Source organism: Mesorhizobium sp. WSM4884 (genome assembly GCF_029625675.1).
Taxonomy (GTDB): Bacteria; Pseudomonadota; Alphaproteobacteria; order Rhizobiales; family Rhizobiaceae; genus Mesorhizobium.
In genome coordinates, this window is sequence record NZ_JARTVO010000003.1 from 335,551 (window position 1) to 355,462 (window position 19,912).

Below are 19,912 nucleotides of genomic sequence, written 5' to 3' on the forward strand. Positions count from 1 at the left end.
CGAACACTTCCTGGAATTGCACTACATATCCACGACCACGCGGCCCCTGATCTTGCCGTCGACGATGTCGCGCGCGGCGCCGATGATGCCGTCGAAGCCGATAGACCGCGACAAGGTCGACAGCTTCTTCAAGTCGAGATCGGTACCGATGCGGCGCCACGCCTCGAGGCGGACCGGTTTTGGCGCCATGACGGAATCGATACCGAGCAGCGAGACCCCGCGCAGAATGAAGGGCGCGACGCTCGTGGGCAGGTCCATGCCGCCGGCCAGGCCGCAAGCTGCGATCGCGCCGCCATAGGACGTCATCGACAGCACGTTGGCCAGCGTGTGGGTGCCGACGGAGTCCACCCCGCCGGCCCAACGTTCCTTGGCAAGCGGCTTGGCCGGCTGGCTGAGTTCCTCACGCGAGATCACCTCGGCCGCACCGAGGTCGATCAGATAGGGGCTTTCGGCATTGCGCCCGGTGGAGGCGATGACATGGTAGCCGAGGGTGGAGAGGATCGAGATGGCGACCGAGCCGACGCCGCCGGCGGCGCCCGTCACCACCACCGGCCCACGATCCGGAACGATGCCGTGCCGCTCCAGCGCCATGACGGCGAGCATCGCGGTATAGCCGGCGGTGCCGACGGCCATCGCATCATGCGGGCTCATGCCTTCGGGCAACGGCACCAGCCAGTCGCCATTGACGCGAGCGCGTCCGGCATAGGCGCCGTAATGCGTCTCGCCGACGCTCCAGCCGTTGAGGATGACCTTGTCGCCCTTGCGCCAGTCGGCATGGGAAGAGGAGATGACGGTACCGGCGAAATCGATGCCGGGCACCAGCGGCCAGCGGCGCACAACGGGCGCCTTGCCGGTGATGGCCAGTCCATCCTTGTAATTCACCGTCGTCGCCTCGACGGCGACGGTGACATCGCCTTCCATCAGCTCGGCTTCGGTGAGGTCGACGACCTCGACCGATTGCTTCTTCTCGGCATCGCGCGAAACGAGGATGGCTTTGAAGGTATCGGACACTTTTGTCTCCTCGGTTCTGGCGATTTGTTCATGCGGCTGCGGGTGGAAAACTGCTGCACGTTTTCCTTGGAATTGCCTTGGGGTCGACTTTGGGGCGATGGCAGCTCGAGGTCAATTGCTCGGGTCCTGAGGTTTGGTTTCCCGCCAGCCGATCAGCTCGTCGAAGACAACTAGTGTCGCGCCCATGGAAATGAAGGCGTCGGCGAGATTGAACACCGCGAAGGACCAGACTGGCGTGTGGAACAGGATGTAGTCGATGACGTGGCCGTAGACGGCGCGGTCGATAAGATTACCGAGCGCGCCGCCGACGATCAGGGCAAAGCCGATCCGGGCAATGACGTGGCCGGTGGGCGTGCGCACGGCCAGATAGAGCACGAAGGCGACGACGAGCGCTGCGATGACCACCAGGCCGGTATCACCGAAGGAGGAGAACATCGAGAAGGCGATGCCGGTGTTGTAGGTGCGGAACAGCGCCAGGAACGGCAGGAGATCGACCTTTTCCTGGAAGGCGAGACCGTTCTCGACCACCTGCTTGATCCACTGATCGAGCGCGATGGCGACAACGACCAGAAGGGCGTAAGGAGACCATGATTTCACTTAGAAGTCCTCATCGCGCGTCGGTGGCGGGGTCGAGCTTCAGCGCGCCGCGCCGGATCTCGAACAGCATCACGCCTGTGGCAACCGCCAGATTGAGCGAATCGGCGCGGCCGGCCTGCGGGATCCTGAGCAGCCGGTCGCAGCTCTCGGCGAGGCTGTCGGGTAGCCCCTGTTGCTCGTTGCCCATCAGGAGCAGCACCGGGCCCCGGGAGAAGTCGACCGAGCGGTAGTCGACCGCGCCCTTGAGATGCGTGCCGGCGACGAGGCCCGGAAAGTCGCGCCGCCAGGCGAGAAAGGCCTGCTCCGTCGCCTTGGCGACCGGCACGGCGAAGATCGAGCCCATGGTGGCGCGCACCGTCTCCAGCGAGAATGGGTCGGTGGTGTCGCCGACCAGGATGATGCCCTTGGCGCCGACGGCATCGACGGTGCGGATCACGGTGCCGAGATTGCCGGGATCGCGCACGCGGTCGAGCGCGACCCAGACGTCGCCGTCCGTGGCACGGATACCTTTTAGCGGCAGCGTCTGCTGCGCGAAGACGCCGACGACCATCTGCGGGTTTTCGCGGCGGGTGATCGCGGCCAGCACCTTTTCCGAGACCTCGAGCACGGTGCCGCCGGCGGCGACCGTGCGCGCCGCGACTTTTTCTATCGCCGCGTTGCCGCGTCCGGCCTTGGCGAAGACCAGTGTCCTGATCGACCAGCCGAGATCGAGCGCGTCGATGATAAGCTTCAGCCCTTCGGCCATGAAGGCGTTCTGCTGGTCGCGGAATTTCTTCAGCGCCAGCGCCTTGATGTCCTTGACCAGCGGATTGGCGAGGCTGGTGACTTCCTTGACCTGGCCGACCGGCCGATGTCCGTCGTAAGCGACCATTTCAAGCCACCCAGCGCGAGAATAGCGAGGTCGACAGCGCGCGGCCGGCCGATTTCTCGCGGATGATCAGCTCACCGGACTCGACCGTGCCGCCCATGCCGGCGAAGGTATCGCGCATCAGCGCATGGATCGCAAAGAAGGAAGCCCGGATCGAATAGGCAGTGAGAACCACGGCAATCGGCTTCGGCGTCAGGATCGAACGGCAGAGATCGGCGAGGCCCGGCAGGTCCTCGAACAATTGCCAGACCTCGCCTTTTGGACCGCGGCCATAGGCGGGCGGGTCGAACAGGACGATGTCGTAGCGGCTGCCGCGGCGCTCCTCGCGCTCGGCGAATTTCACCGCATCCTCGACGATCCAGCGGATCGGCTTGTCGGAGAGGCCGGCCATCTCCTGGTTCTCGCGCGCCCAGCCGATCGCCTTCTTCGAGGCGTCGACATGGGTGACCTCGGCGCCGGCGCGCGCCGCCACCAGCGAGGCAAGCCCGGTATAGCCGAACAGGTTCAGCACCTTGATCGGACGCCTGGCCGCCGCGATCAGCCCAGCCATGTGGTCCCAGTGCGAGGCCTGCTCGGGAAAGACGCCGACATGGCGGAACGAGGTGAAGCGGCCGAGATAGTCGATGCCGTCATGTTTCATCGGCCAGGTTTCGCCGAGCGGCGTTTTTGGAAAACGCCAGCGGCCGATGCCTTCTTCGTCGGTGTCGCCGGTGAAGATGGCGTCGGCGCGCTCCCATTCCTTCGCGGGAAGCGCTCGCTGCCAGATCGCCTGACCTTCCGGACGCACGATGCGGTAGGGGCCGTACCGCTCCAGCTTCTCTCCGGCGCCGCTGTCCAGCAGCGCGTACTCGGCATTCGGCGGGACCTCGAGGATCAGCGGCAGACGCTCGGCGGGCAGCGGACCCTCGCGGCGCGCAAGAGGACGCGGCGCTGGTTTCTGGTCCTGGCGATTGGCGGGCGAGGTGCCAATTCCGCGCGGCAGCTGGCCGGGGCCGGATTTCGCTGGCTGGCGAGGGCGGTTGTCGCGGTTTCGGTCGCGAAAGGACTTCAAGAAAAATCTCCGGAACGGCAGGCCGCTTTTGGCATAGGGCCTCCGCCTTCGCAACAAGATGGTCGGGCGCCGTTCAGTCGCAATGCAATGGACCTCGCGGTTGAAACAGGCAAATCTCCGATCATGTCCCGCTCCGAACGCCTGCTCGACCTGATCCAGATCCTGCGCCGCCACCGCCGGCCGGTCAGTGGCCGCGCGCTTGCCGGCGAGATGGGCGTGTCGATCCGCACGCTCTATCGGGATATCGCGACGCTGCAGGGCCAGGGCGCAACGATCGAAGGCGAGGCGGGCCTGGGTTATGTGCTGAAGCCCGGCTTCATGCTGCCGCCGCTGATGTTCACAGACGAGGAGATCGAGGCGATCGTGCTTGGCTCGCGCTGGGTGGCAAAACAGCCGGACACGCGGCTGGCCGCGGCCGCGGCGAACGCGCTGTCGAAGATCGCGGCAGTACTGCCGGACGATCTGCGCGAGGATCTCGATGCCACGACACTGCTGGTCGGGCCGGGTTCGGTGGGTGTCGAGGCGATCGACCTTGGGGTGGTTCGGCAGGCGATCCGCAACGAGCGCAAGCTCGGCTTCCTTTACCGCGACGCCGACGGCGCCGCGTCGGAGCGCGTGGTCTGGCCGTTCGCGCTCGGTTTCTTCGAAAAGGTGCGGGTTATGGTGGCGTGGTGCGAGATGCGCCAGGATTTCCGGCATTTCCGCACCGACCGCATGTCTCGCCTCGCCGTCACCGATATCCGTTATCCGCGCCGTCGCCAGGCAATGCTCAAGGAATGGCGGACGACGCTCGACAAACCGGGCCGGAACGCGCCGGGAGACTCCGCCGGTTGATAGCTGCTGCCAGAATCTGACAGCGGTGTCGTCTAGGGTCACCAAGGTTTAAACATCTTGGAGATCAGACATGACCACACCCAATTTCGTCATCCTCTATGTCGATAGCCCGGAACGGAGCGGTGCGTTCTACGCTTCGCTGCTCGGGCGCGAGCCGGTCGAGTCCTCGCCCACCTATGTCATGTTCGTGCTCGACAAAGGCTTCAAGCTCGGCCTTTGGTCGCGACACACCGTCGAACCGGCGGCAGCCGCGGCGGGCGGAGGCGGCGAGCTGGTGCTTGCTGTCGACAACGCGGCTGCGGTCGACGCCGCACATTCCGATTGGACTGGACGCGGCCTGGAAATCCTGCAGGCGCCGACCGATATGGATTTCGGCCGCACCTTCGTCGCGCTCGATCCGGATGGTCATCGGCTGCGTGTCTACTGGCCGAGTGAGTAAGGCAGTAAGGCAGTAAGGCAGTAAGCCGGCAGTTCACATACTGCCTTATTGCCCTATTCCCCTATTCCCCTATTGCCTTGCACTGAGCGCCTTGTAGACGGCGATGCCGGCGGCGAGGTCCTCGAGCGCGGCGCCGACCGACTTAAACAGCGTGATCTCGGCGTCGCTCTGCCGGCCGGCTTTCTCACCGCGCGCCAGCTCATGCAGGTCGGCGACGATCGCTTCCGGCTTCAGCACGCCGGAGGCCAGCGGCTGGACGATGTCGCCGGCCTCCTTGGTGGCGCCGGCGCGGGTGTCGACATAGACGCGGGCGCGGGAAATCGCGTCATCGTCGCTTTCGCGCATCTGCGGCGTGAAGCCGCCGACCAGGTCAACATGGGCGCCCGGCTTCAGCAGCGCGCCCTTGATCAGAGGTGTAGTCGAGATGGTGGCCGAGGACACGATGTCGGCCTCACCGAGCTCGGCTTCGAGATCGCCGGCCGCATTCGCCGGGAGACCTTCGGCACGCAATGCGCTTGCTACCTTTTCGGCATTGGCCGGCGTGCGGTTCCAGATGCGGATGGACTTAATCGGCCGCACCGCCGAATGCGCTTTGGCGAGGAAGGTTGACAGCGCGCCGGCGCCTACTACCAGCAGCCGCGAGGCATCCTCGCGAGCGAGATAGGAGGCGGCAAGCGCCGAGGCACAAGCGGTGCGCCATTGGGTCAGCCGCTGGCCGTCGATCAGTGCTTCCGGCTCGCCGGTCACGCCGTCAAGCAGCAGATAGAGGCCCATCACCGCCGGCTTGCCGATGGCGTTGTTGTCCGGCGACACGGTGACGATCTTGACGCCGATGTGGCCGCCCGCCGAGGTGCCGGCGGCGTTGAAATCGGTCCAGGCCGGCATCAGCAGCAGCGTCGAGGCGGCGCCGTCCGGCCGCTCGACCGCATGATGGTGGCGCACTGGTTGCACGGCGCCGTCGCGGAAGGCGGTGCGCAGCGTCTCGACCAGCCCGGCAAAGGAGAGCGCCTGATCGACCTCGGCGGCCGAAATGGTCAACATTGAAGGCTCCGTAACGGCACGCTGTTCAGTTCGTCGGCTTGGGCAGTGCCGGCCCTTTCGGTGCTTCGGGTGCGCGGCTCACGGCCTGGCGCAGGCTCTCGGCCTCCAGACCACGCTGGCGCGCCAGCTTACGGTAGCGGCCCTGCTTCACCCAGGTCGCCATGCTGCCGACGACCATGCCGACGGCTAGAGCCAGGAACAGGAAGATGAAAAGCGGCCAGTTCAGCGTCAGCGCCGGATTGCCGGGATGGAACGGGTCGAGCGTGAAGGCGACCGGCCCGCGGTTGGCGACGGCAAGCGCAATCAGGATGATGGCCAGCGGCACGAAGACCACGACGAGCACGAAGCGATTGAACATCAGATCTCCATGGAGAGGCAGTTTGAAGCGCGCATGTCCTTGTCCCGAAACCGGTCTCCACTTCCGGGAGACATGCTTTGAGCGCCCAGACGTCGTTTCGACCCGCCGGCGCGGCGCCTATTTGCCGCCGTTCAGCCTTTCGCGCAACTCCTTGCCGGTCTTGAAGAACGGCACCCACTTCTCCTCGACCTCGACGGATTCGCCGGTGCGCGGGTTGCGGCCGGTGCGGGCGGGGCGGTTTTTCACCGAAAAGGCACCGAAACCGCGCAGCTCGACCCTGTTGCCTTCGGCAAGCGCGTCGGTGATCTCGTCAAAGATGGCGCCGACGATGTTTTCGACGTCGCGCAGGAAAAGATGCGGGTTGCGTGCAGCAATGATCTGCACAAGTTCGGATTTGATCATGAGAACGTTCCCCGTAAACCACTGCGGTCAAATTATCAGGATGATTTTATTGCTTTTTTGGCTCGTCCCAACGACTTGTCAAGGGTGCCAGACTGAAACGAGACCGTCAAGAAACAAGCGGTCGGCGCCAAGCTCGTGAATGATATCGGCGCCGGCGTCCGGCAGGCCGAGCGCGCTGGCGACGGCTTTGGTCATACTCCTCGAAAACAGGTAGCCGCGCCCCTCTGTGTTCTTCCATTCGACGACCTTGAGCTTGCTGTCGACGCCCTTGGTCGCCAGCCAGCCGATCGCCTCGGTCTCGCCGCCGACCGCGTCGACAAGGTGATTGCCGAGTGCCTGGCGGCCGGTGAAGATCGAACCGTCGGCCAGCGCCAGCGCCTGCTCATGCGTCATTTTGCGCCGCTCGGCGACGATGCCGACGAACCAGTCATAGCTGTCGAGGATGAGCTTGCGCACCATGGCGCGCTCGTCGTCATTGGTCGGCTTGAAAGGCGAGGGCGAAGCCTTGAGCGGCGAGGATTTCACTTCCTCGAGCTTGATGCCGAGCTTGTCCATCAGGCCGCTGACATCGGGATACTGGATCAGCACGCCTATCGAGCCGACGATCGAGGTCTGACGGGCAACGATGTGGTCCGCCGCGCTTGCGATCATGTAGCCGGCCGATGCCGCCAGCGTGCCGACTTCGGCCACCACCGGCTTGTCGGCGGCAAGCTTGCGCACTTCCTCATAGATCGACTCGCCGCCGACCGTGGTGCCTCCGGGCGAATCGATCGACAGGATGACACCTTTCACGGTCGGCGATTTGCGGATCGTCTCCAGCCTTTTGATCAGCTCCTCGTCCTCGGTGATGGTCCCTTCGACCTTGACCTTGGCGATGTGATCGACCGCCTGGCCGGCAAAATCCTCGTCATAGACCCATGCCGAAAAGGCGATCAGCGCCGCCGCCAGAACCACAAACGCGGCCACGCGCCAGAACGTCAGCTTGCGGCGCAAGCGGCGGCGGTCGATCAGGTCGTCGGCTCTCATTGCCATTGTCAGCCTCACAATCGGTGGGAAAAGACGCTTTTAAAGCAAGCGCCCACGCGCGGCTACCGTTTCCTGCCGGTCGCGATCCCGGCGATGGACGTTGACGGCGACCTCACGAAAAATTAACGCAGCCGGGCCCTATCTGCTATGAAAGGCTGGCAGTTCAGCCGAATTCCTCTTAGTCGTGCGGTAGTAGCCGTCACATTTTTGCAGTTTTCCTCCGCTTGTGCTTGCTTGCGGGGGCCGGCATACCACCTATAAGCGGTGTTTGGCGGGGCGAGGGCTCATTAGAAAACAGTCATGTTGGCGCGATCTGACGAAACGAGCGATGCCGAAATGGTGTCGGCTGCCGCTGGCGAAAGCGGCACGCGCGGCGACGCGTTCGACCGCGCGCAACGGCATTCGCGCCGCGTGCGGGTGCTGAAGTTCGCGGTGCCGCTGCTCGCGGCGGCAATAGCGGTCGCCTTTCCGGTCTATTCCTATCTCGCCGCGCCGGTTTCGGTCTCGGTGCAGGCCGATGGCACCGCCTTTTCGGACGGCAAGCTGGTGATGGCCAATCCCAAGCTCAACGGCTTCACCAAGCAGAAGCTGCCTTATTCGCTGACGGCGACCCGGGCGACGCAGGATGTCGGCAAGCAGGACATCATCGACCTCGAAGGCATCAACGCCAAATTGCCCGTCGCCAGCGACAATGTCGTCGCGGTCGATGCCGGGCATGGCATCTACAATCGCGGCGCCAACACGATGGACCTGACCAGCGATGTCTCGGTGACCACCACCGACGGCATGGTGGCCAAGTTCAAATCGGTCTTCCTAGACATGGGCAAAGGCTCTATGAAGACGAGCAATCCGGTCGATGTCAGCCGCGGCGGATCGCGCATCACTGCCGACTCGATGTCGGTGGAAGAGAACGGCAAGGTCGTGGTCTTCGAGAACCGTGTGCGCGTCAACATCGATCCGGCCGCTCTGAAGGCGGCGGGGGTTAAGAGTGGAGAAGAGAATGCGTCGCAGTAAATCCGCGTGGCTTCTGGGCGCAGCCTCCGCACTGCTGTTGCTGGGAACGGCGAATTCGTTTGCGCAGTCAAGCGCGAGCAGTCAGATCCCCGGGCTGAAATTGTCGGGCGACCAGCCGATCCAGATCGAAAGCGACAAGCTCGAGGTTCGTCAAGCCGACAGCATGGCCGTCTTCAGCGGCAATGTGACGGTCAATCAAGGCCCGACCCTGCTCAAGTCCGGCAAGATGACGGTCTACTACGTCAAGGATGCCAACGCCCCCAAAGGCGCGGCGGCCGGCGCGTCGGCGATGACCGGTGCCGCCAACATCGACCACCTCGTGGTCGAGAACAAAGTCTATATCAAATCGAACGACCAGATCGCCACCGGCGACACCGGTACATTCGACATGAAGACGCAGGTGCTGGTGCTAAAAGGCAAGGAAGTGGTGCTGTCGCAGGGCGACAACGTGCTCAAGGGCTGCAAGCTCACCGTGCAGATGAAAAGTGGCCTCGGCAATGTCGAAGGTTGTCCTCGCGTCATCATGTCGTTCAAACCCCAGAAGCAAGGAGAGCAGCAGCAGGGAGCGTCGAACAACTAATGGCCGGCGTATCGTCGCTGCTGGCTCGTCTTCCGGGACGGGCGGCCGCAAAACCGTCCGCGCCGGCAACGGTCGGCGTCGACAAGGCGAAGTTCAAAGGCACCCTGATCGCCAAGGGCCTGACCAAAAGCTATAAGGGCCGCAAGGTGGTGAGCGGCGTAACGCTTGGCGTGCGCGCCGGAGAGGCTGTCGGCCTGCTCGGCCCCAACGGCGCCGGCAAGACGACCTGTTTCTACATGGTCACCGGTCTCGTGCCGGTGGACGAAGGCACAATCGAGATCGACGGCTTCGACGTCACCTCGATGCCGATGTACCGCCGCGCCCGCCTCGGCATCGGCTATCTGCCGCAGGAAGCGTCGATCTTCCGCGGCCTCAATGTCGAGCAGAACATTCGCGCCGTTCTGGAAGTGGTGGAAAAGAGCCGCAAGGAACGCGAGCGCACGCTCGACGAGCTGCTCGAGGAATTCCACATCAGCCATCTGCGCAAGGCGCCGTCGATGTCGCTGTCGGGCGGCGAAAGGCGGCGTCTCGAGATCGCGCGGGCGCTGGCGACGCGGCCGGCCTACATGCTGCTTGACGAGCCCTTCGCCGGCATCGATCCGATCGCGGTCGCCGACATCCAGCAGCTTGTCCGCCATCTCACCGCGCGCGGCATCGGCGTGCTGATCACCGACCACAATGTGCGCGAGACGCTCGGTCTGATCGACCGCGCCTACATCATCCATGCCGGCCAAGTGCTGACGCATGGCCGCGCCGACGAGATCGTCGCCAATGCCGATGTTCGGCGTCTCTATCTCGGCGAGGGGTTCACGCTCTAAAGCGCGTCGCGATCTTTCAGGTTCGCTCCATGCGCGGTCCTTCGGTTCGGGATCACGCTCTAGGCGTGAAATTCCGGTTCTGTCGCAATTTCTCGCTGATTTTTTCCGGTTTCCTGCCAATTCCGCCCCGGATAACGCTCCGGTAAACCCTTCCTGCTAGCGTTTTCCTTGACAAGCAAAAGCCGGGCCAGTTTCTATGCCCGACCGAAAAACCTTCAGTTCGATGCGTAGACGAGGCGTTTGAATCCCACCATGGCGCTGGCGGCCAAACTGCAGCTCAGACAGTCCCAGTCGCTGGTGATGACGCCCCAGCTGATGCAGTCGATCCGGCTGCTGCAGCTCACCCATGTCGAGCTCGAACGCTTCATCGACGAGGAAATCGAGCGCAATCCGCTGTTGGAGCGGGCCGAGCCGCAGGATGAGACCGGCGGCGACCAGCCGCAGAAGAACGAGACCGCGCCGGAACCGGCCGCCGGGGGCGATTGGTTCGAAGGCGAGACGGAATGGAGCGCCGAGGCGATCTCGGAAAAGCTCGACTCTTCGCTGGAAAACCTGTTTCCCGACGATCCCGGCACGAGCGAGAGGCTGGGGCCGGACCTGACGGCGCAATGGAAGTCGGCGTCCGGAGGCAGCGCCGCCGGCGCATCGGCGGAAGGCTTCGATGTCGGCGAGATGGCCGCGACGATCGTGACGCTGCGCGAACATGTCGGCGAACAGATCGCGATGGCCTTCCCCAACCCTGCCGAACGCCTGATCGCAGGTGAGCTCGCCGACAGCCTCGACGAGGCCGGCTATCTGCGTGCCGACCTGAAAGAAATCGCCGCGCGGCTGGGCGCGGACAATGCGGCCGTGGCGCACGCGCTGGAGGTCTGCCAGACCTTTGAGCCGGCCGGCCTATTTGCCCGCGATCTCGCCGAGTGCTTGTCGCTGCAGCTTGCCATACGCGACCGGCTCGATCCGGCGATGAAGGCGCTGGTGGCCAATCTCGAGCTTCTCGCGCGGCGAGATTTCCAGACGCTGAAGCGCATCTGCGGCGTCGACGAGGAAGATCTTCTCGACATGCTGGCCGAGATCCGGGCGCTCGATCCGCGGCCCGGCACGGCGTTTTCGGGCGGGGCGAGCGACGCCATCGTCGCCGATGTCGAGGTACGGGCGGCCGCCGACGGCAGCTGGGCCGTGGAGCTCAATCCCGATACGCTGCCGCGCGTTCTGGTCGACAATGTCTACTTTGCCCGCGTCTCCAGCCATGCCAAGGACCAGGCGGAGAAGGACTTTTTGGCCGAATGCCTGCAGAACGCCAACTGGCTGACGCGCAGCCTCGACCAGAGGGCGAAAACCATCCTGAAAGTGGCCTCGGAGATCGTGCGCCAGCAGGATGCGTTCCTCGTCCATGGCGTGCGGCATCTCAAACCGCTCAACCTGCGCACCGTGGCCGACGCCATCGGCATGCATGAATCGACGGTGAGCCGCGTCACCGCCAACAAATATATGCTGACGCCGCGTGGCGTCTTCGAATTGCGCTATTTCTTCACCGCTTCGATCGCCTCCGCGGAAGGCGGCGAAGCCCATTCCTCGGAAGCCGTGCGCGACCGCATCAAGCAGCTGATCGACGAGGAAAAGCCCGCCGACGTGCTTTCCGACGACGCCATCGTCGACATGCTGCGGGAGAACGGCGTCGACATCGCCCGCCGCACGGTAGCCAAATACCGGGAGGGCATGAACATCCCTTCATCCGTGCAGCGGCGCCGGGAGAAGCGGGCGTTGGCCAACGCCGGGCGCTAGGGGCAGTTGATGTTCAACCGGCCTGACCTAGTTTGGGGCAGGCTTGAGGAATGGCGGATTTCCACAGTTTTCGTGCTTCATTGACAAGCTGCCATGAAGTGTCTAGAAGCCCGCCCGCATGAGCCGGGCCGTGATGCCCGCTCGCGAATGGGTCCGTCAAAGCAAGGCCTCGGACGGCCAAGAAGGCGACTTGTGATCAACCGGAAAGTTCGGGTCTAAAATCGGCGCGCGTCCCGCCGCAAAGCTTGTGCGCGCGCACCACGGGTATAAACTCGGGACAGTTTGAAGCCTGAGCAAGGAAGGTCAGTTTTCAGATGAATCTGCGCATTTCGGGAAAACACATGGACATCGGCGATGCGTTTCGTACGCGCATCAACGATCGTGTCAACGAAGCCATCGAAAAGTATTTCGATCGGGGTTTTTCAGGACATGTAACGGTCATCAAGGCGGGGTCGCGTTTCTCGGCCGATTGCATGATCCGTCTCGATTCCGGTGCCTCCCTGCAGGCGACCGGCGACGCCCAGGATCCCACGCTTGCCTTCGAGACGGCCGCCGATCGCCTCGAAACGCGACTGCGGCGCTACAAGCGCCGACTGAAGTCGCACAGTTCCGGCAACGGCAATGGCGAAGCCACCGACATCGCCTACACCGTGATGGAGCCACTCGCCGACGATGACGAGGAAATCCCGGAGAATTTTGCCCCGGCCATCGTCGCCGAATCGACCGTGACGCTTCGCACCATGTCGGTGGCGTCGGCGGTCATCGAGCTCGACACCAAGGACAGTCCGGTTTTCGTTTTCCGCAACGCCGGAAACGACCATGTCAATATCGTCTACCGCCGGCCGGATGGAAACATCGGCTGGATCGATCCGTCGACGACCAAAGTCGCGCAGGGATAAAGAAAGCCGGCCGCGCAAGGGGGACGACCGGCGCGGCAGGCGAGCAAGGGATTTTTCAAGCATGGATCTCAGCGATCTCATCAGCGTCTCGGCTATCATGCCGGCGTTGAAGGCGAATTCCAAAAAGCAGCTTCTGCAATTGCTGTCGGAGAGGGCGGCGGCGATTTCGGGGATTCCGGAGCGGGAGGTGTTCGACACCATCCTGCAGCGTGAGCGGCTGGGCTCCACCGGTGTCGGCAACGGCATCGCCATTCCGCACGGCAAGCTCGCCGGCGTGAAGCGGATCGCGGGCGTGTTCGCCCGGCTGGAGATGCCGGTCGATTTCGAGGCGCTCGACGACCAGCCGGTCGATCTGGTGTTTCTGCTGCTTGCGCCCGAAGGCGCCGGCGCCGACCATCTCAAGGCGCTGTCGCGCATCGCGCGCGTGCTGCGCGATGCCGACACTGTGGCCAAGATCAGAGGGACGCGCGACGCCGTGGCGATCCACGCGCTCTTGTCGGATACCCAGGCCTCGCACGCGGCCTGAAGCTTCTCAAGCCCAGCTTTGGATAAAGCCCTGTTTTGGGGATAAAACTTCATGGGCCGCCAGGGGCGGCCCTTTTCGATTCAGGGAACGACCAGGTCAGTGAATAGCGACCGTGGTCAGATCATTCTCCAGCGCGCCCGCCAGCGCCCGGTCACGGGCATCGGAAAGCAGGATCGGCTGACCGTTGGCGGCAAACAGCGCCCACAGTTCCAGGCCGGGCGCGATCTCGCCGAGGCCGGGGAAGCGGCCGCGCAGATCGTCGCTCGATACTTTCCTCAGGTAAGCGACCGAACCTTCGCCGAGATGGGCGAATTCGCCGCTGGTCATGGTCAGAGTTTCGTCAATTCTGTTCATTTTCAAGCCTCCTTGGCGCGAGACGCCACTTCCGGCCATCCCGCATTAGAGCCATCGGCGAAGATCAGTCTTTCACCGATATGTTTATTTTCCGTACCAGCCGTTCGGCCTCGGGACGGTCGAGATCGATCGACAAAAGGCCGTTCTTCAGCTCCGCGCCGATCACCCGCATGCCGTCGGCCAGCACGAAGCAGCGCTGGAACTGGCGTGCGGCGATGCCGCGGTGGAGGAACTCGCGCTCGGTGTCGTCGGTCTGGCGTCCGCGCACGATCAGCTGGTTTTCCTCCGTGGTGACGTCGAGATCACTCTCGGCGAAACCCGCCACGGCAAGCGTGATGCGCAGCCGCTCGGCATTACTGTCGGAGGCGCTCAGGCGCTCGATGTTATACGGAGGATAGCTGTCGCCCGACTTCGCCAGACGCTCCAGCGTCTTTTCCATGGCGTCGAAGCCCAAGAGAAGCGGGCTGGAGAAGGGCGTCATTCGGCTCATGTTACACTGTCCTCTCAAGAGCGACATAAACTGGAAAAACCCGGATGGCATTTTTCCCGATGGTCTTGATATGGTCCGCCGCGCGAACAAGTTCAAGCCATCAAAACCCCGCCCAAAAAGACTCCCCAAAAAGGAATTGAAATGCCCCAGTCACGAAAGATCATCATCGACACGGATCCCGGCCAGGATGATGCCGTCGCCATATTGCTGGCGCTCGGCAGCTCCGAGCTGGAGGTCGTCGGCATCACCGCCGTTGCCGGCAACGTGCCGCTGAAGCTCACCGAGAAAAATGCCCGCAAGATCTGCGAGCTCGCCGGCCGGCCCGACGTCAAGGTCTATGCCGGCGCCATCCGCCCGCTGGCGCGCGAACTCGTCACCGCCGAGGAAGTGCATGGCAAGACCGGCCTCAACGGACCGCAACTGCCGGAACCGACCATGCCGCTGCAGGAGCAGTACGCCGTCGACTTCATCGTCGAGACGCTGATGCGCGAGGAGAGCGGCACGATCACGCTCTGCCCGCTCGGGCCGCTCACCAATATCGCCCTGGCGCTGATCCGCGAACCGCGGATTGCGCCGCGCATCAAGGAAATCGTGCTGATGGGCGGCGGCTTCTTCGAGGGCGGCAACGTCACGCCGGCCGCCGAATTCAACATCTATGTCGATCCGCAGGCGGCCGACGTGGTGTTCAAGTCGGGCATTCCGATCGTCATGATGCCGCTCGACGTCACCCACAAGGCGCTGACCTCGGCCAAGCGCACGCAGGCCTTCCGCCAGCTCGGCACCAAGGTCGGCACCGCGACCGCCGAGATGCTGGAATTCTTCGAGCGCTACGACGAGGAAAAATACGGCACCGACGGCGGGCCGCTGCACGATCCGTGCGTGATCGCCTATCTGATCAAGCCGGAGCTGTTCAAGGGCCGCCGCTGCAACGTCAGCGTAGAGACCTCCTCCGAGCTCACCATGGGCATGACGGTGATCGACTGGTGGGGCGTCACCAAGCGCGAAAAGAACGCCATGGTGATGCGCGACATCGACCATGATGCGTTCTTCGCGCTGCTGGTGGAGAGGCTGGGGCGGCTTTAGCGCCCTTTCCTTCCCCCCTTGTGAGGGAAGGTGGATCGGCGCGAAGCGCCGAGACGGATGAGGGGTGTTCCAGCTTGGCGATAGGCTTGAAATCGCCGCCGTCTCATTTCTTCCAACACCCCTCATCCGGCCGCTTCGCGGCCACCTTCTCCCACAAAGGGGAGAAGGGGGAGGCGCTCACTTCGCCTTCGAGAACGCCAGCCACAGCCCGCCGCCGACCAGGAAGCTGCCGCTGATCCGGGACATCAGCTTGACGCGGCTGGCCGACAGGATGCGTCCGGCGCGTCCTGCGGCAAGCGCGTAGGTGGAATCCGACAGGGCGGCGAAGATCATCGCGGTCAGGCCCATGACCATGATCTGCAGCGTGTAGTTGCCCTGCGGCGCGATGAATTGCGGGAAGAAGGCGCCGAAGAACACAAGCGTCTTCGGATTGGAGATCGCCACCAGGAAACCCTGCAGGAAGAAGCCGCCGCGCGGTTTCTTGGCCGATCCGTCTGGGTTCAGTGTGCCTTTGGCGCGAAACATCTGCACGCCCATCCAGATCAGATAGGCGGCGCCGATCAGCCTGACCCACTCGAACCAGTGGCCCATGCCTGCGATCAGCGTGTTGAGACCGATGCCGACTATGGCGATCATGATGGCCAGCCCCGCTTGGGTGCCGGCGACATTGGCGAGACCGGCCTTCGAGCCGTGGCGCATGCTGTTGGCGATGATCAGTGTGACCGTTGGCCCAGGCACCAGGACGATGACGATGCAGGCGACGACATAGGTGGCGTAAAGTTCCAGCGACATGATCTTTCCTCGAACAGGAAGGCGCCGACTTGGGCGGAGGGCGATCAATGCACGGAGTTGGCGTCGGTGCAAGCCGGCCGGCAGTGCGCGCCCGTCAGACTGCGCCGGCCGACCAGGGCAGCGTCGCCTCATAGGCGGCGCCGGCCTGGAGCACGGCGAGGTCGCCGCGCGGCCGGCCGATCAACTGCATGCCCATGGGTCTGCCCTTGCCGTCGAAGCCGACCGGCACGTTGAGCGCCGGGCAGCCGCCCAGGGTGGCGAAGGCGGAAACCTGCATCCAGCGGTGATAGCTGTCCATGGCCCGCCCCGCGACCTCGCGCGGCCAATGGGTGGTCACGTCGAACGGGAAGACCTGCGCGGTCGGCAGGACGATGAGGTCGAAGCGCTCGAACAACGACAGCAGCGTGCGGTGCCAGGAGGAGCGCCGGACCGAGGCGGCGTGGACCTGCGGTGCGCTGAGGCGGATCGCCTGTTCGACTTCCCAAACCGCTTCCGGCTTCAGCAGCCTGCGTTTTTCCGGATCGTCATAGTGCGCCTTCAGCGCGCAGCCGCTGCTCGCCTGGCGCAGCGTCACGAAGGCTTGCCACAGCGCCTCGAAATCGACATCCGGCACCACCGGCTCGGCATGGAACGATGCCTCGGCGAAGCGGGCCAGCGCGCCTTCGCAAAGCTCAAGGATACCGGGCTCCATTGGCAGGTGGCCGCCAAGATCGCCGAGCCAGGCGATACGACCGCCGGGGGCTTTCGTCCCCAAACGTTCGACGAACGAGCCCTGCTTGTCATGCGAGAGCGGCGCACGCGGGTGGTAGCCGGCCTGCTCGTCGAGCAACAGCGCGATATCGGCGACGCTGCGGCCCATCGGCCCTTCGACGCCCATCTGCGCGTGGAAGACATCGATGTCGGGGCCGGCCGGCACCAGCCCTTGCGACGGGCGGAAGCCATAGACGTTGTTGTAGGCGGCCGGGTTGCGCAGCGAGCCGCCGAAGTCGCTGCCGTCGGCGACCGGCACCATGTCAAGCGCCAGCGCTACCGCCGCGCCGCCACTCGAGCCGCCGGCGGTAAGCGTCGGATCGAAGGCGTTGAGCGTCGGCCCGAACACGTTGTTGTAGGTGTTGGAACCAAGCCCGAATTCGGGAACATTGGTCTTGCCGATGATGATGGCGCCCGCCTTGCGAAGACGCTCGACGAAGAAATCGTCCTCTTGCGGCACGAAATAGGCGAAGATCGGCGAGCCGAAGGTCGTCCTCAGGCCCCTGGTCTGGGCAAGGTCCTTGATGGCGATCGGCAGGCCGAACAGCGATCCGGCCGCGCCGCCCCGCGCCAGATGGGCATCGGCCCTGTCGGCTTCGGCGATGATGTCGGCGCGCCCGCGCAGCGACACGATGGCGTTGACCAGCGGGTTCACCGCCTCGATGCGGTCGACAAAGGCGCTGACGACTTCGCGCACCGACAGATCGCGTTGCCTCATCCTGTCGGCCAGCTCCAGGGCGGACAGGCGGCAAATCTCGCTGGCCGGCGGCACGGCATGCTTGGTTGCAGGGCGCATCGCTTTCACCGTGCGGCCAAGGCCGCGTCGACGTCCTTTGCCAGCGGGATCGCCGGTTGCGCGCCCGGCTTCAGGCAGGCGAGCGAGCCGGCCGCCGCAGCGCGCGCAAGCGCCTGTTCGAGCGAGAGGCCGGACGCCAGGCCGGCGCCGAAATAGCCGCAAAAGGTGTCGCCGGCGCCGACCGTGTCGATCGGGGTGATCTTCAGCGCCGGCACGGCGAGGAACTGGTCGGGAGTGGCCGCCAGCACGCCGTCGCCGCCGAGCGTGACGACGATCGCGCGGCCGGTCTTTCGCGCATAGTCGCGCATCCGCGCCTGCCGATCACGTCCGGAGAGCGCCAGCGCCTTGCCATAGAGGTCGAACTCGGTCTCGTTGGCGACGGCATAGTCGGCCTTACCGAGAAAGCTAGCGGCCTCGACGCGAAAAGGCGCGGTGTTGAGCACGCTGACGGCACCTGCCGAGCGTGCCGCATCGAGTGCCGATTCCACCGTCTGCAGCGGGATCTCATGCTGCAGGAGCACGACATCGCCTTTTTTCAGATGGGCTTTGGCAATGTCGCCTGGAACTACCGAATCATTGGCGCCCGGCACCACGGCGATCACGTTCTCGCCGTCGGCGCCGACCAAGATCAGTGCCGTGCCTGTGGAGGCGAAGCTCTCGCCGACGCCGGAAAGGTCGACATTGCCGGCTTTCAGCAGCGCCAGCGCTTCGGCGGCAAAGCTGTCCTTGCCGACGGCGCCCACCATGCGAACCTGGGCGCCGGCGCGGGCAGCGGCCAGCGCCTGGTTGGCGCCCTTGCCGCCAGGTGCGGTGGCGAAGCCGGAGCCGCGGACCGTTTCGCCAGGTTCCGGCAAGCGGTCGACATTGGCGATCAGGTCGAGGTTGATCGAGCCGACGATGATGATCAAGAAACGCCTCCTGCCGGAGCGGGTTGGCCTTCGACAAAAGGCTGAACCGGCCTTGCTTTTACGCAATTGATTGCGCGAGGCTAGCCGCAAAGATGGCCGGTTGCCAGATCATGTCGCTTTATGCGTGCCGCCGGCCCACAGCATCATTCGCAGCGCACGGTGACCGTGCCCTGATAATTGCCTGCCGGGAAGACGCCGGGCGATTTCGTCGCCGTGAGGTCGACCTGGATGGAATGGGTTCCATTGGTGACGCGCTGCGGCGAACTGCCTGGAATATCGAGCCCGGAACCGTCGAGGCGGAAGACGGTGTCGAAAGTGACGTTGGTGTCGCCGCCGCTCGGCGCGGATGTAAAGGCGATCGGCGCCGGCGCGGAGACGGAATAGCAGTCGAGCAAATTGAGGATCGTGCATAGAAGCGAGCTTGCCGTGATGGTGGCAGTGGCGCTCGACCCGCCCGCTTGTTTGGAGCCGAATATGTTGATGGAGGGGTTTGCCTTCATCGTTCCCGAGCTGCCGACCACGATGGTGCAGGTGCCGACGATCGCGGCCTGCGCGGGCGCGCAAAAGGCGGCCAACACTGCCATGGCAAGCAAGGCGCGGCTATTTCTTCTTCTTTTTCTTGTCACTGCCTTTTGTGCCTCTGATGGTCCAGCCTTCATTGGCCCATCCGGCCGATGCAGCCTGGGGCGCGGCCGGCGCCACGCTTCCCGTCTGGCCGTCGGCGCCTACACCCATTTTGAGGAGTTTCAACTCCATCTGCAGGCGTTCGACCTCGAGCTCGTAGAGGCGGCTGCAATCGAGGCGCTTCGGCGTCCGCCCGATCGGGATCACCACGCGGCCGTAGGTGGCGATGTCGCTATTCGACTGGCTGCTGGTGTTGTTGCCCCGGATGACACCGAGGTCGAGATAGGCGCCGCTGCCGGAAACGGCTGAGCGGCAGGTCGTGCCGTCGCTGGCATGGACCTCGTCCTGCCCCTGGGGCAGGCTGACGCCGGGCAAGCTGAACCCCGTCTGGTTCTGATTCAGGTTCAGGATATCCTCGGCAAACCCCTGACTCACGACCGCCAAGGCTGACAGCAGGGAGAGGGTCAGGACCTGCGATGTCCGAAGAACTTTCCGCATATCTGTGCCCTTATCTGCGTCTGCTCGCTTGGAAAGGGGATACTCTCGGTACAGATACGCACTTTACGCTCGTTCGCGCCGTCGAAGGGCACGACCACCAGCACCGGACGCGATGCCTGGCCGGCCAGAAGGAAGGCGCTGGGCGTGATCTTGGCGTCGACCGGCTGGAAATCCTGGTCATAGACATGGACTTCGACGCGAATGCGCTGGTCGTACGGGTTGCCGGGGAACACCCGCACCGCGAACGCATCCGTGAAGGATCTCACCTCGCCTCGCATCGGCGTCATCGACTGGCTCGTCGCGGAAATGGGGGACAGCACGACGGCCAGCGCCGCCGCCAGGTATCCAATCGTTCTCAAAGACCGCTCCTT

Annotated in this window: 25 protein-coding genes; 9 read left to right on the top strand and 16 right to left on the bottom strand. The window is 64.2% G+C overall.

Features of this window, described 5'->3' with window-relative positions; all coding sequences use genetic code 11:
* Positions 1–21: 21 nt before the first annotated feature.
* The 4 genes from P9236_RS06865 to P9236_RS06880 form a co-directional block, all read right to left on the bottom strand.
* A complete protein-coding gene (locus tag P9236_RS06865; protein ID WP_278073848.1) occupies positions 22–1,011 on the bottom strand; it encodes an MDR family oxidoreductase in 990 nt (329 codons plus the stop codon).
* Between the two features lie 111 nt (positions 1,012–1,122).
* Entirely contained in the window at positions 1,123–1,608 is a 486-nt protein-coding gene (lspA, locus tag P9236_RS06870) for a signal peptidase II (protein ID WP_278073849.1), read from the bottom strand.
* A gap of 10 nt (positions 1,609–1,618) precedes the next feature.
* Positions 1,619–2,479: an RNA methyltransferase gene (locus tag P9236_RS06875; protein ID WP_278073850.1), complete on the bottom strand. Its 861-nt coding sequence runs from the start codon at positions 2,477–2,479 to the stop codon at positions 1,619–1,621.
* A 1-nt stretch (position 2,480) separates the two neighbouring features.
* Positions 2,481–3,527 carry a class I SAM-dependent rRNA methyltransferase gene (locus tag P9236_RS06880; protein ID WP_278073851.1) on the bottom strand — a complete coding sequence of 349 codons (1,047 nt, stop codon included), beginning with the start codon at positions 3,525–3,527 and terminating at the stop codon, positions 2,481–2,483.
* 123 nt (positions 3,528–3,650) lie between these two features.
* Between P9236_RS06880 and P9236_RS06885 the strand changes: the two genes are divergently transcribed.
* Together P9236_RS06885 and P9236_RS06890 are read left to right on the top strand one after the other, a co-directional pair.
* Entirely contained in the window at positions 3,651–4,361 is a 711-nt protein-coding gene (locus P9236_RS06885) for a YafY family protein (protein WP_278073852.1), read from the top strand.
* 70 nt (positions 4,362–4,431) lie between these two features.
* Positions 4,432–4,800, top strand: a complete 369-nt coding sequence (locus P9236_RS06890; RefSeq protein ID WP_278073853.1) for a VOC family protein — start codon at positions 4,432–4,434, stop codon at positions 4,798–4,800.
* Positions 4,801–4,869: 69 nt separating this feature from the next.
* Here P9236_RS06890 and P9236_RS06895 read toward each other — a convergent pair whose 3' ends face one another.
* The 4 genes from P9236_RS06895 to sppA form a co-directional block, all read right to left on the bottom strand.
* On the bottom strand, positions 4,870–5,841 hold the full coding sequence (locus P9236_RS06895; RefSeq protein ID WP_278073854.1) for an ornithine cyclodeaminase family protein: 972 nt from the start codon (positions 5,839–5,841) through the stop codon (positions 4,870–4,872).
* A 25-nt stretch (positions 5,842–5,866) separates the two neighbouring features.
* Entirely contained in the window at positions 5,867–6,199 is a 333-nt protein-coding gene (locus P9236_RS06900; protein ID WP_278073855.1) for a DUF1049 domain-containing protein, read from the bottom strand.
* Positions 6,200–6,316: 117 nt separating this feature from the next.
* Positions 6,317–6,601, bottom strand: coding sequence for an integration host factor subunit beta (locus P9236_RS06905; protein ID WP_027165368.1), 285 nt, complete (start codon positions 6,599–6,601; stop codon positions 6,317–6,319).
* A 78-nt stretch (positions 6,602–6,679) separates the two neighbouring features.
* Positions 6,680–7,633 carry a signal peptide peptidase SppA gene (gene sppA / locus P9236_RS06910; protein ID WP_278073856.1) on the bottom strand — a complete coding sequence of 318 codons (954 nt, stop codon included), beginning with the start codon at positions 7,631–7,633 and terminating at the stop codon, positions 6,680–6,682.
* Between the two features lie 294 nt (positions 7,634–7,927).
* On the opposite strand from sppA, the gene lptC reads away from it, so the two are divergent.
* From lptC to ptsN, 6 genes are all read left to right on the top strand, one after another.
* Positions 7,928–8,641: an LPS export ABC transporter periplasmic protein LptC gene (gene lptC, locus P9236_RS06915; protein ID WP_278073857.1), complete on the top strand. Its 714-nt coding sequence runs from the start codon at positions 7,928–7,930 to the stop codon at positions 8,639–8,641.
* Positions 8,628–9,221 (top strand): LptA/OstA family protein, encoded by a 594-nt coding sequence (locus tag P9236_RS06920; RefSeq protein WP_278073858.1) that lies wholly within the window; start codon positions 8,628–8,630, stop codon positions 9,219–9,221. Before lptC ends, P9236_RS06920 begins: the two co-directional genes overlap by 14 nt.
* Positions 9,221–10,039, top strand: coding sequence for an LPS export ABC transporter ATP-binding protein (lptB, locus tag P9236_RS06925; RefSeq protein ID WP_278073859.1), 819 nt, complete (start codon positions 9,221–9,223; stop codon positions 10,037–10,039). Before P9236_RS06920 ends, lptB begins: the two co-directional genes overlap by 1 nt.
* 252 nt (positions 10,040–10,291) lie before the next feature.
* Positions 10,292–11,821, top strand: a complete 1,530-nt coding sequence (gene rpoN, locus P9236_RS06930) for an RNA polymerase factor sigma-54 (RefSeq protein WP_278073860.1) — start codon at positions 10,292–10,294, stop codon at positions 11,819–11,821.
* Between the two features lie 314 nt (positions 11,822–12,135).
* Positions 12,136–12,720: a ribosome-associated translation inhibitor RaiA gene (gene raiA / locus P9236_RS06935; protein ID WP_278073861.1), complete on the top strand. Its 585-nt coding sequence runs from the start codon at positions 12,136–12,138 to the stop codon at positions 12,718–12,720.
* A 61-nt stretch (positions 12,721–12,781) separates the two neighbouring features.
* Positions 12,782–13,246 (top strand): PTS IIA-like nitrogen regulatory protein PtsN, encoded by a 465-nt coding sequence (ptsN, locus tag P9236_RS06940; RefSeq protein ID WP_071100357.1) that lies wholly within the window; start codon positions 12,782–12,784, stop codon positions 13,244–13,246.
* 96 nt (positions 13,247–13,342) lie between these two features.
* Here ptsN and P9236_RS06945 read toward each other — a convergent pair whose 3' ends face one another.
* Both P9236_RS06945 and P9236_RS06950 read right to left on the bottom strand, forming a co-directional pair.
* The gene (locus P9236_RS06945; RefSeq protein WP_278073862.1) at positions 13,343–13,600 is read right to left on the bottom strand and encodes a DUF1150 family protein; all 258 of its coding nucleotides are present in this window, start codon (positions 13,598–13,600) and stop codon (positions 13,343–13,345) included.
* A gap of 64 nt (positions 13,601–13,664) precedes the next feature.
* Positions 13,665–14,090, bottom strand: a complete 426-nt coding sequence (locus P9236_RS06950; protein ID WP_278073863.1) for an Hsp20 family protein — start codon at positions 14,088–14,090, stop codon at positions 13,665–13,667.
* Between the two features lie 141 nt (positions 14,091–14,231).
* Here P9236_RS06950 and P9236_RS06955 point away from each other — a divergent pair, with 141 nt between their 5' ends.
* Positions 14,232–15,173: a nucleoside hydrolase gene (locus tag P9236_RS06955; protein ID WP_278073864.1), complete on the top strand. Its 942-nt coding sequence runs from the start codon at positions 14,232–14,234 to the stop codon at positions 15,171–15,173.
* Positions 15,174–15,350: 177 nt separating this feature from the next.
* On the opposite strand, the gene P9236_RS06960 is transcribed toward P9236_RS06955, so the two are convergent.
* The 6 genes from P9236_RS06960 to P9236_RS06985 form a co-directional block, all read right to left on the bottom strand.
* Positions 15,351–15,965, bottom strand: coding sequence for a LysE family translocator (locus P9236_RS06960; RefSeq protein ID WP_278073865.1), 615 nt, complete (start codon positions 15,963–15,965; stop codon positions 15,351–15,353).
* A 94-nt stretch (positions 15,966–16,059) separates the two neighbouring features.
* Positions 16,060–17,511 carry an amidase gene (locus P9236_RS06965; RefSeq protein ID WP_278073866.1) on the bottom strand — a complete coding sequence of 484 codons (1,452 nt, stop codon included), beginning with the start codon at positions 17,509–17,511 and terminating at the stop codon, positions 16,060–16,062.
* A 5-nt stretch (positions 17,512–17,516) separates the two neighbouring features.
* Positions 17,517–18,419, bottom strand: a complete 903-nt coding sequence (locus P9236_RS06970; protein ID WP_278073867.1) for a ribokinase — start codon at positions 18,417–18,419, stop codon at positions 17,517–17,519.
* A gap of 143 nt (positions 18,420–18,562) precedes the next feature.
* A complete protein-coding gene (locus tag P9236_RS06975; protein WP_278073868.1) occupies positions 18,563–19,003 on the bottom strand; it encodes a hypothetical protein in 441 nt (146 codons plus the stop codon).
* A gap of 16 nt (positions 19,004–19,019) precedes the next feature.
* Positions 19,020–19,541: a hypothetical protein gene (locus tag P9236_RS06980; RefSeq protein ID WP_278073869.1), complete on the bottom strand. Its 522-nt coding sequence runs from the start codon at positions 19,539–19,541 to the stop codon at positions 19,020–19,022.
* Positions 19,508–19,900, bottom strand: a complete 393-nt coding sequence (locus P9236_RS06985) for a hypothetical protein (RefSeq protein WP_278073870.1) — start codon at positions 19,898–19,900, stop codon at positions 19,508–19,510. Before P9236_RS06985 ends, P9236_RS06980 begins: the two co-directional genes overlap by 34 nt.
* Positions 19,901–19,912: the final 12 nt, after the last annotated feature.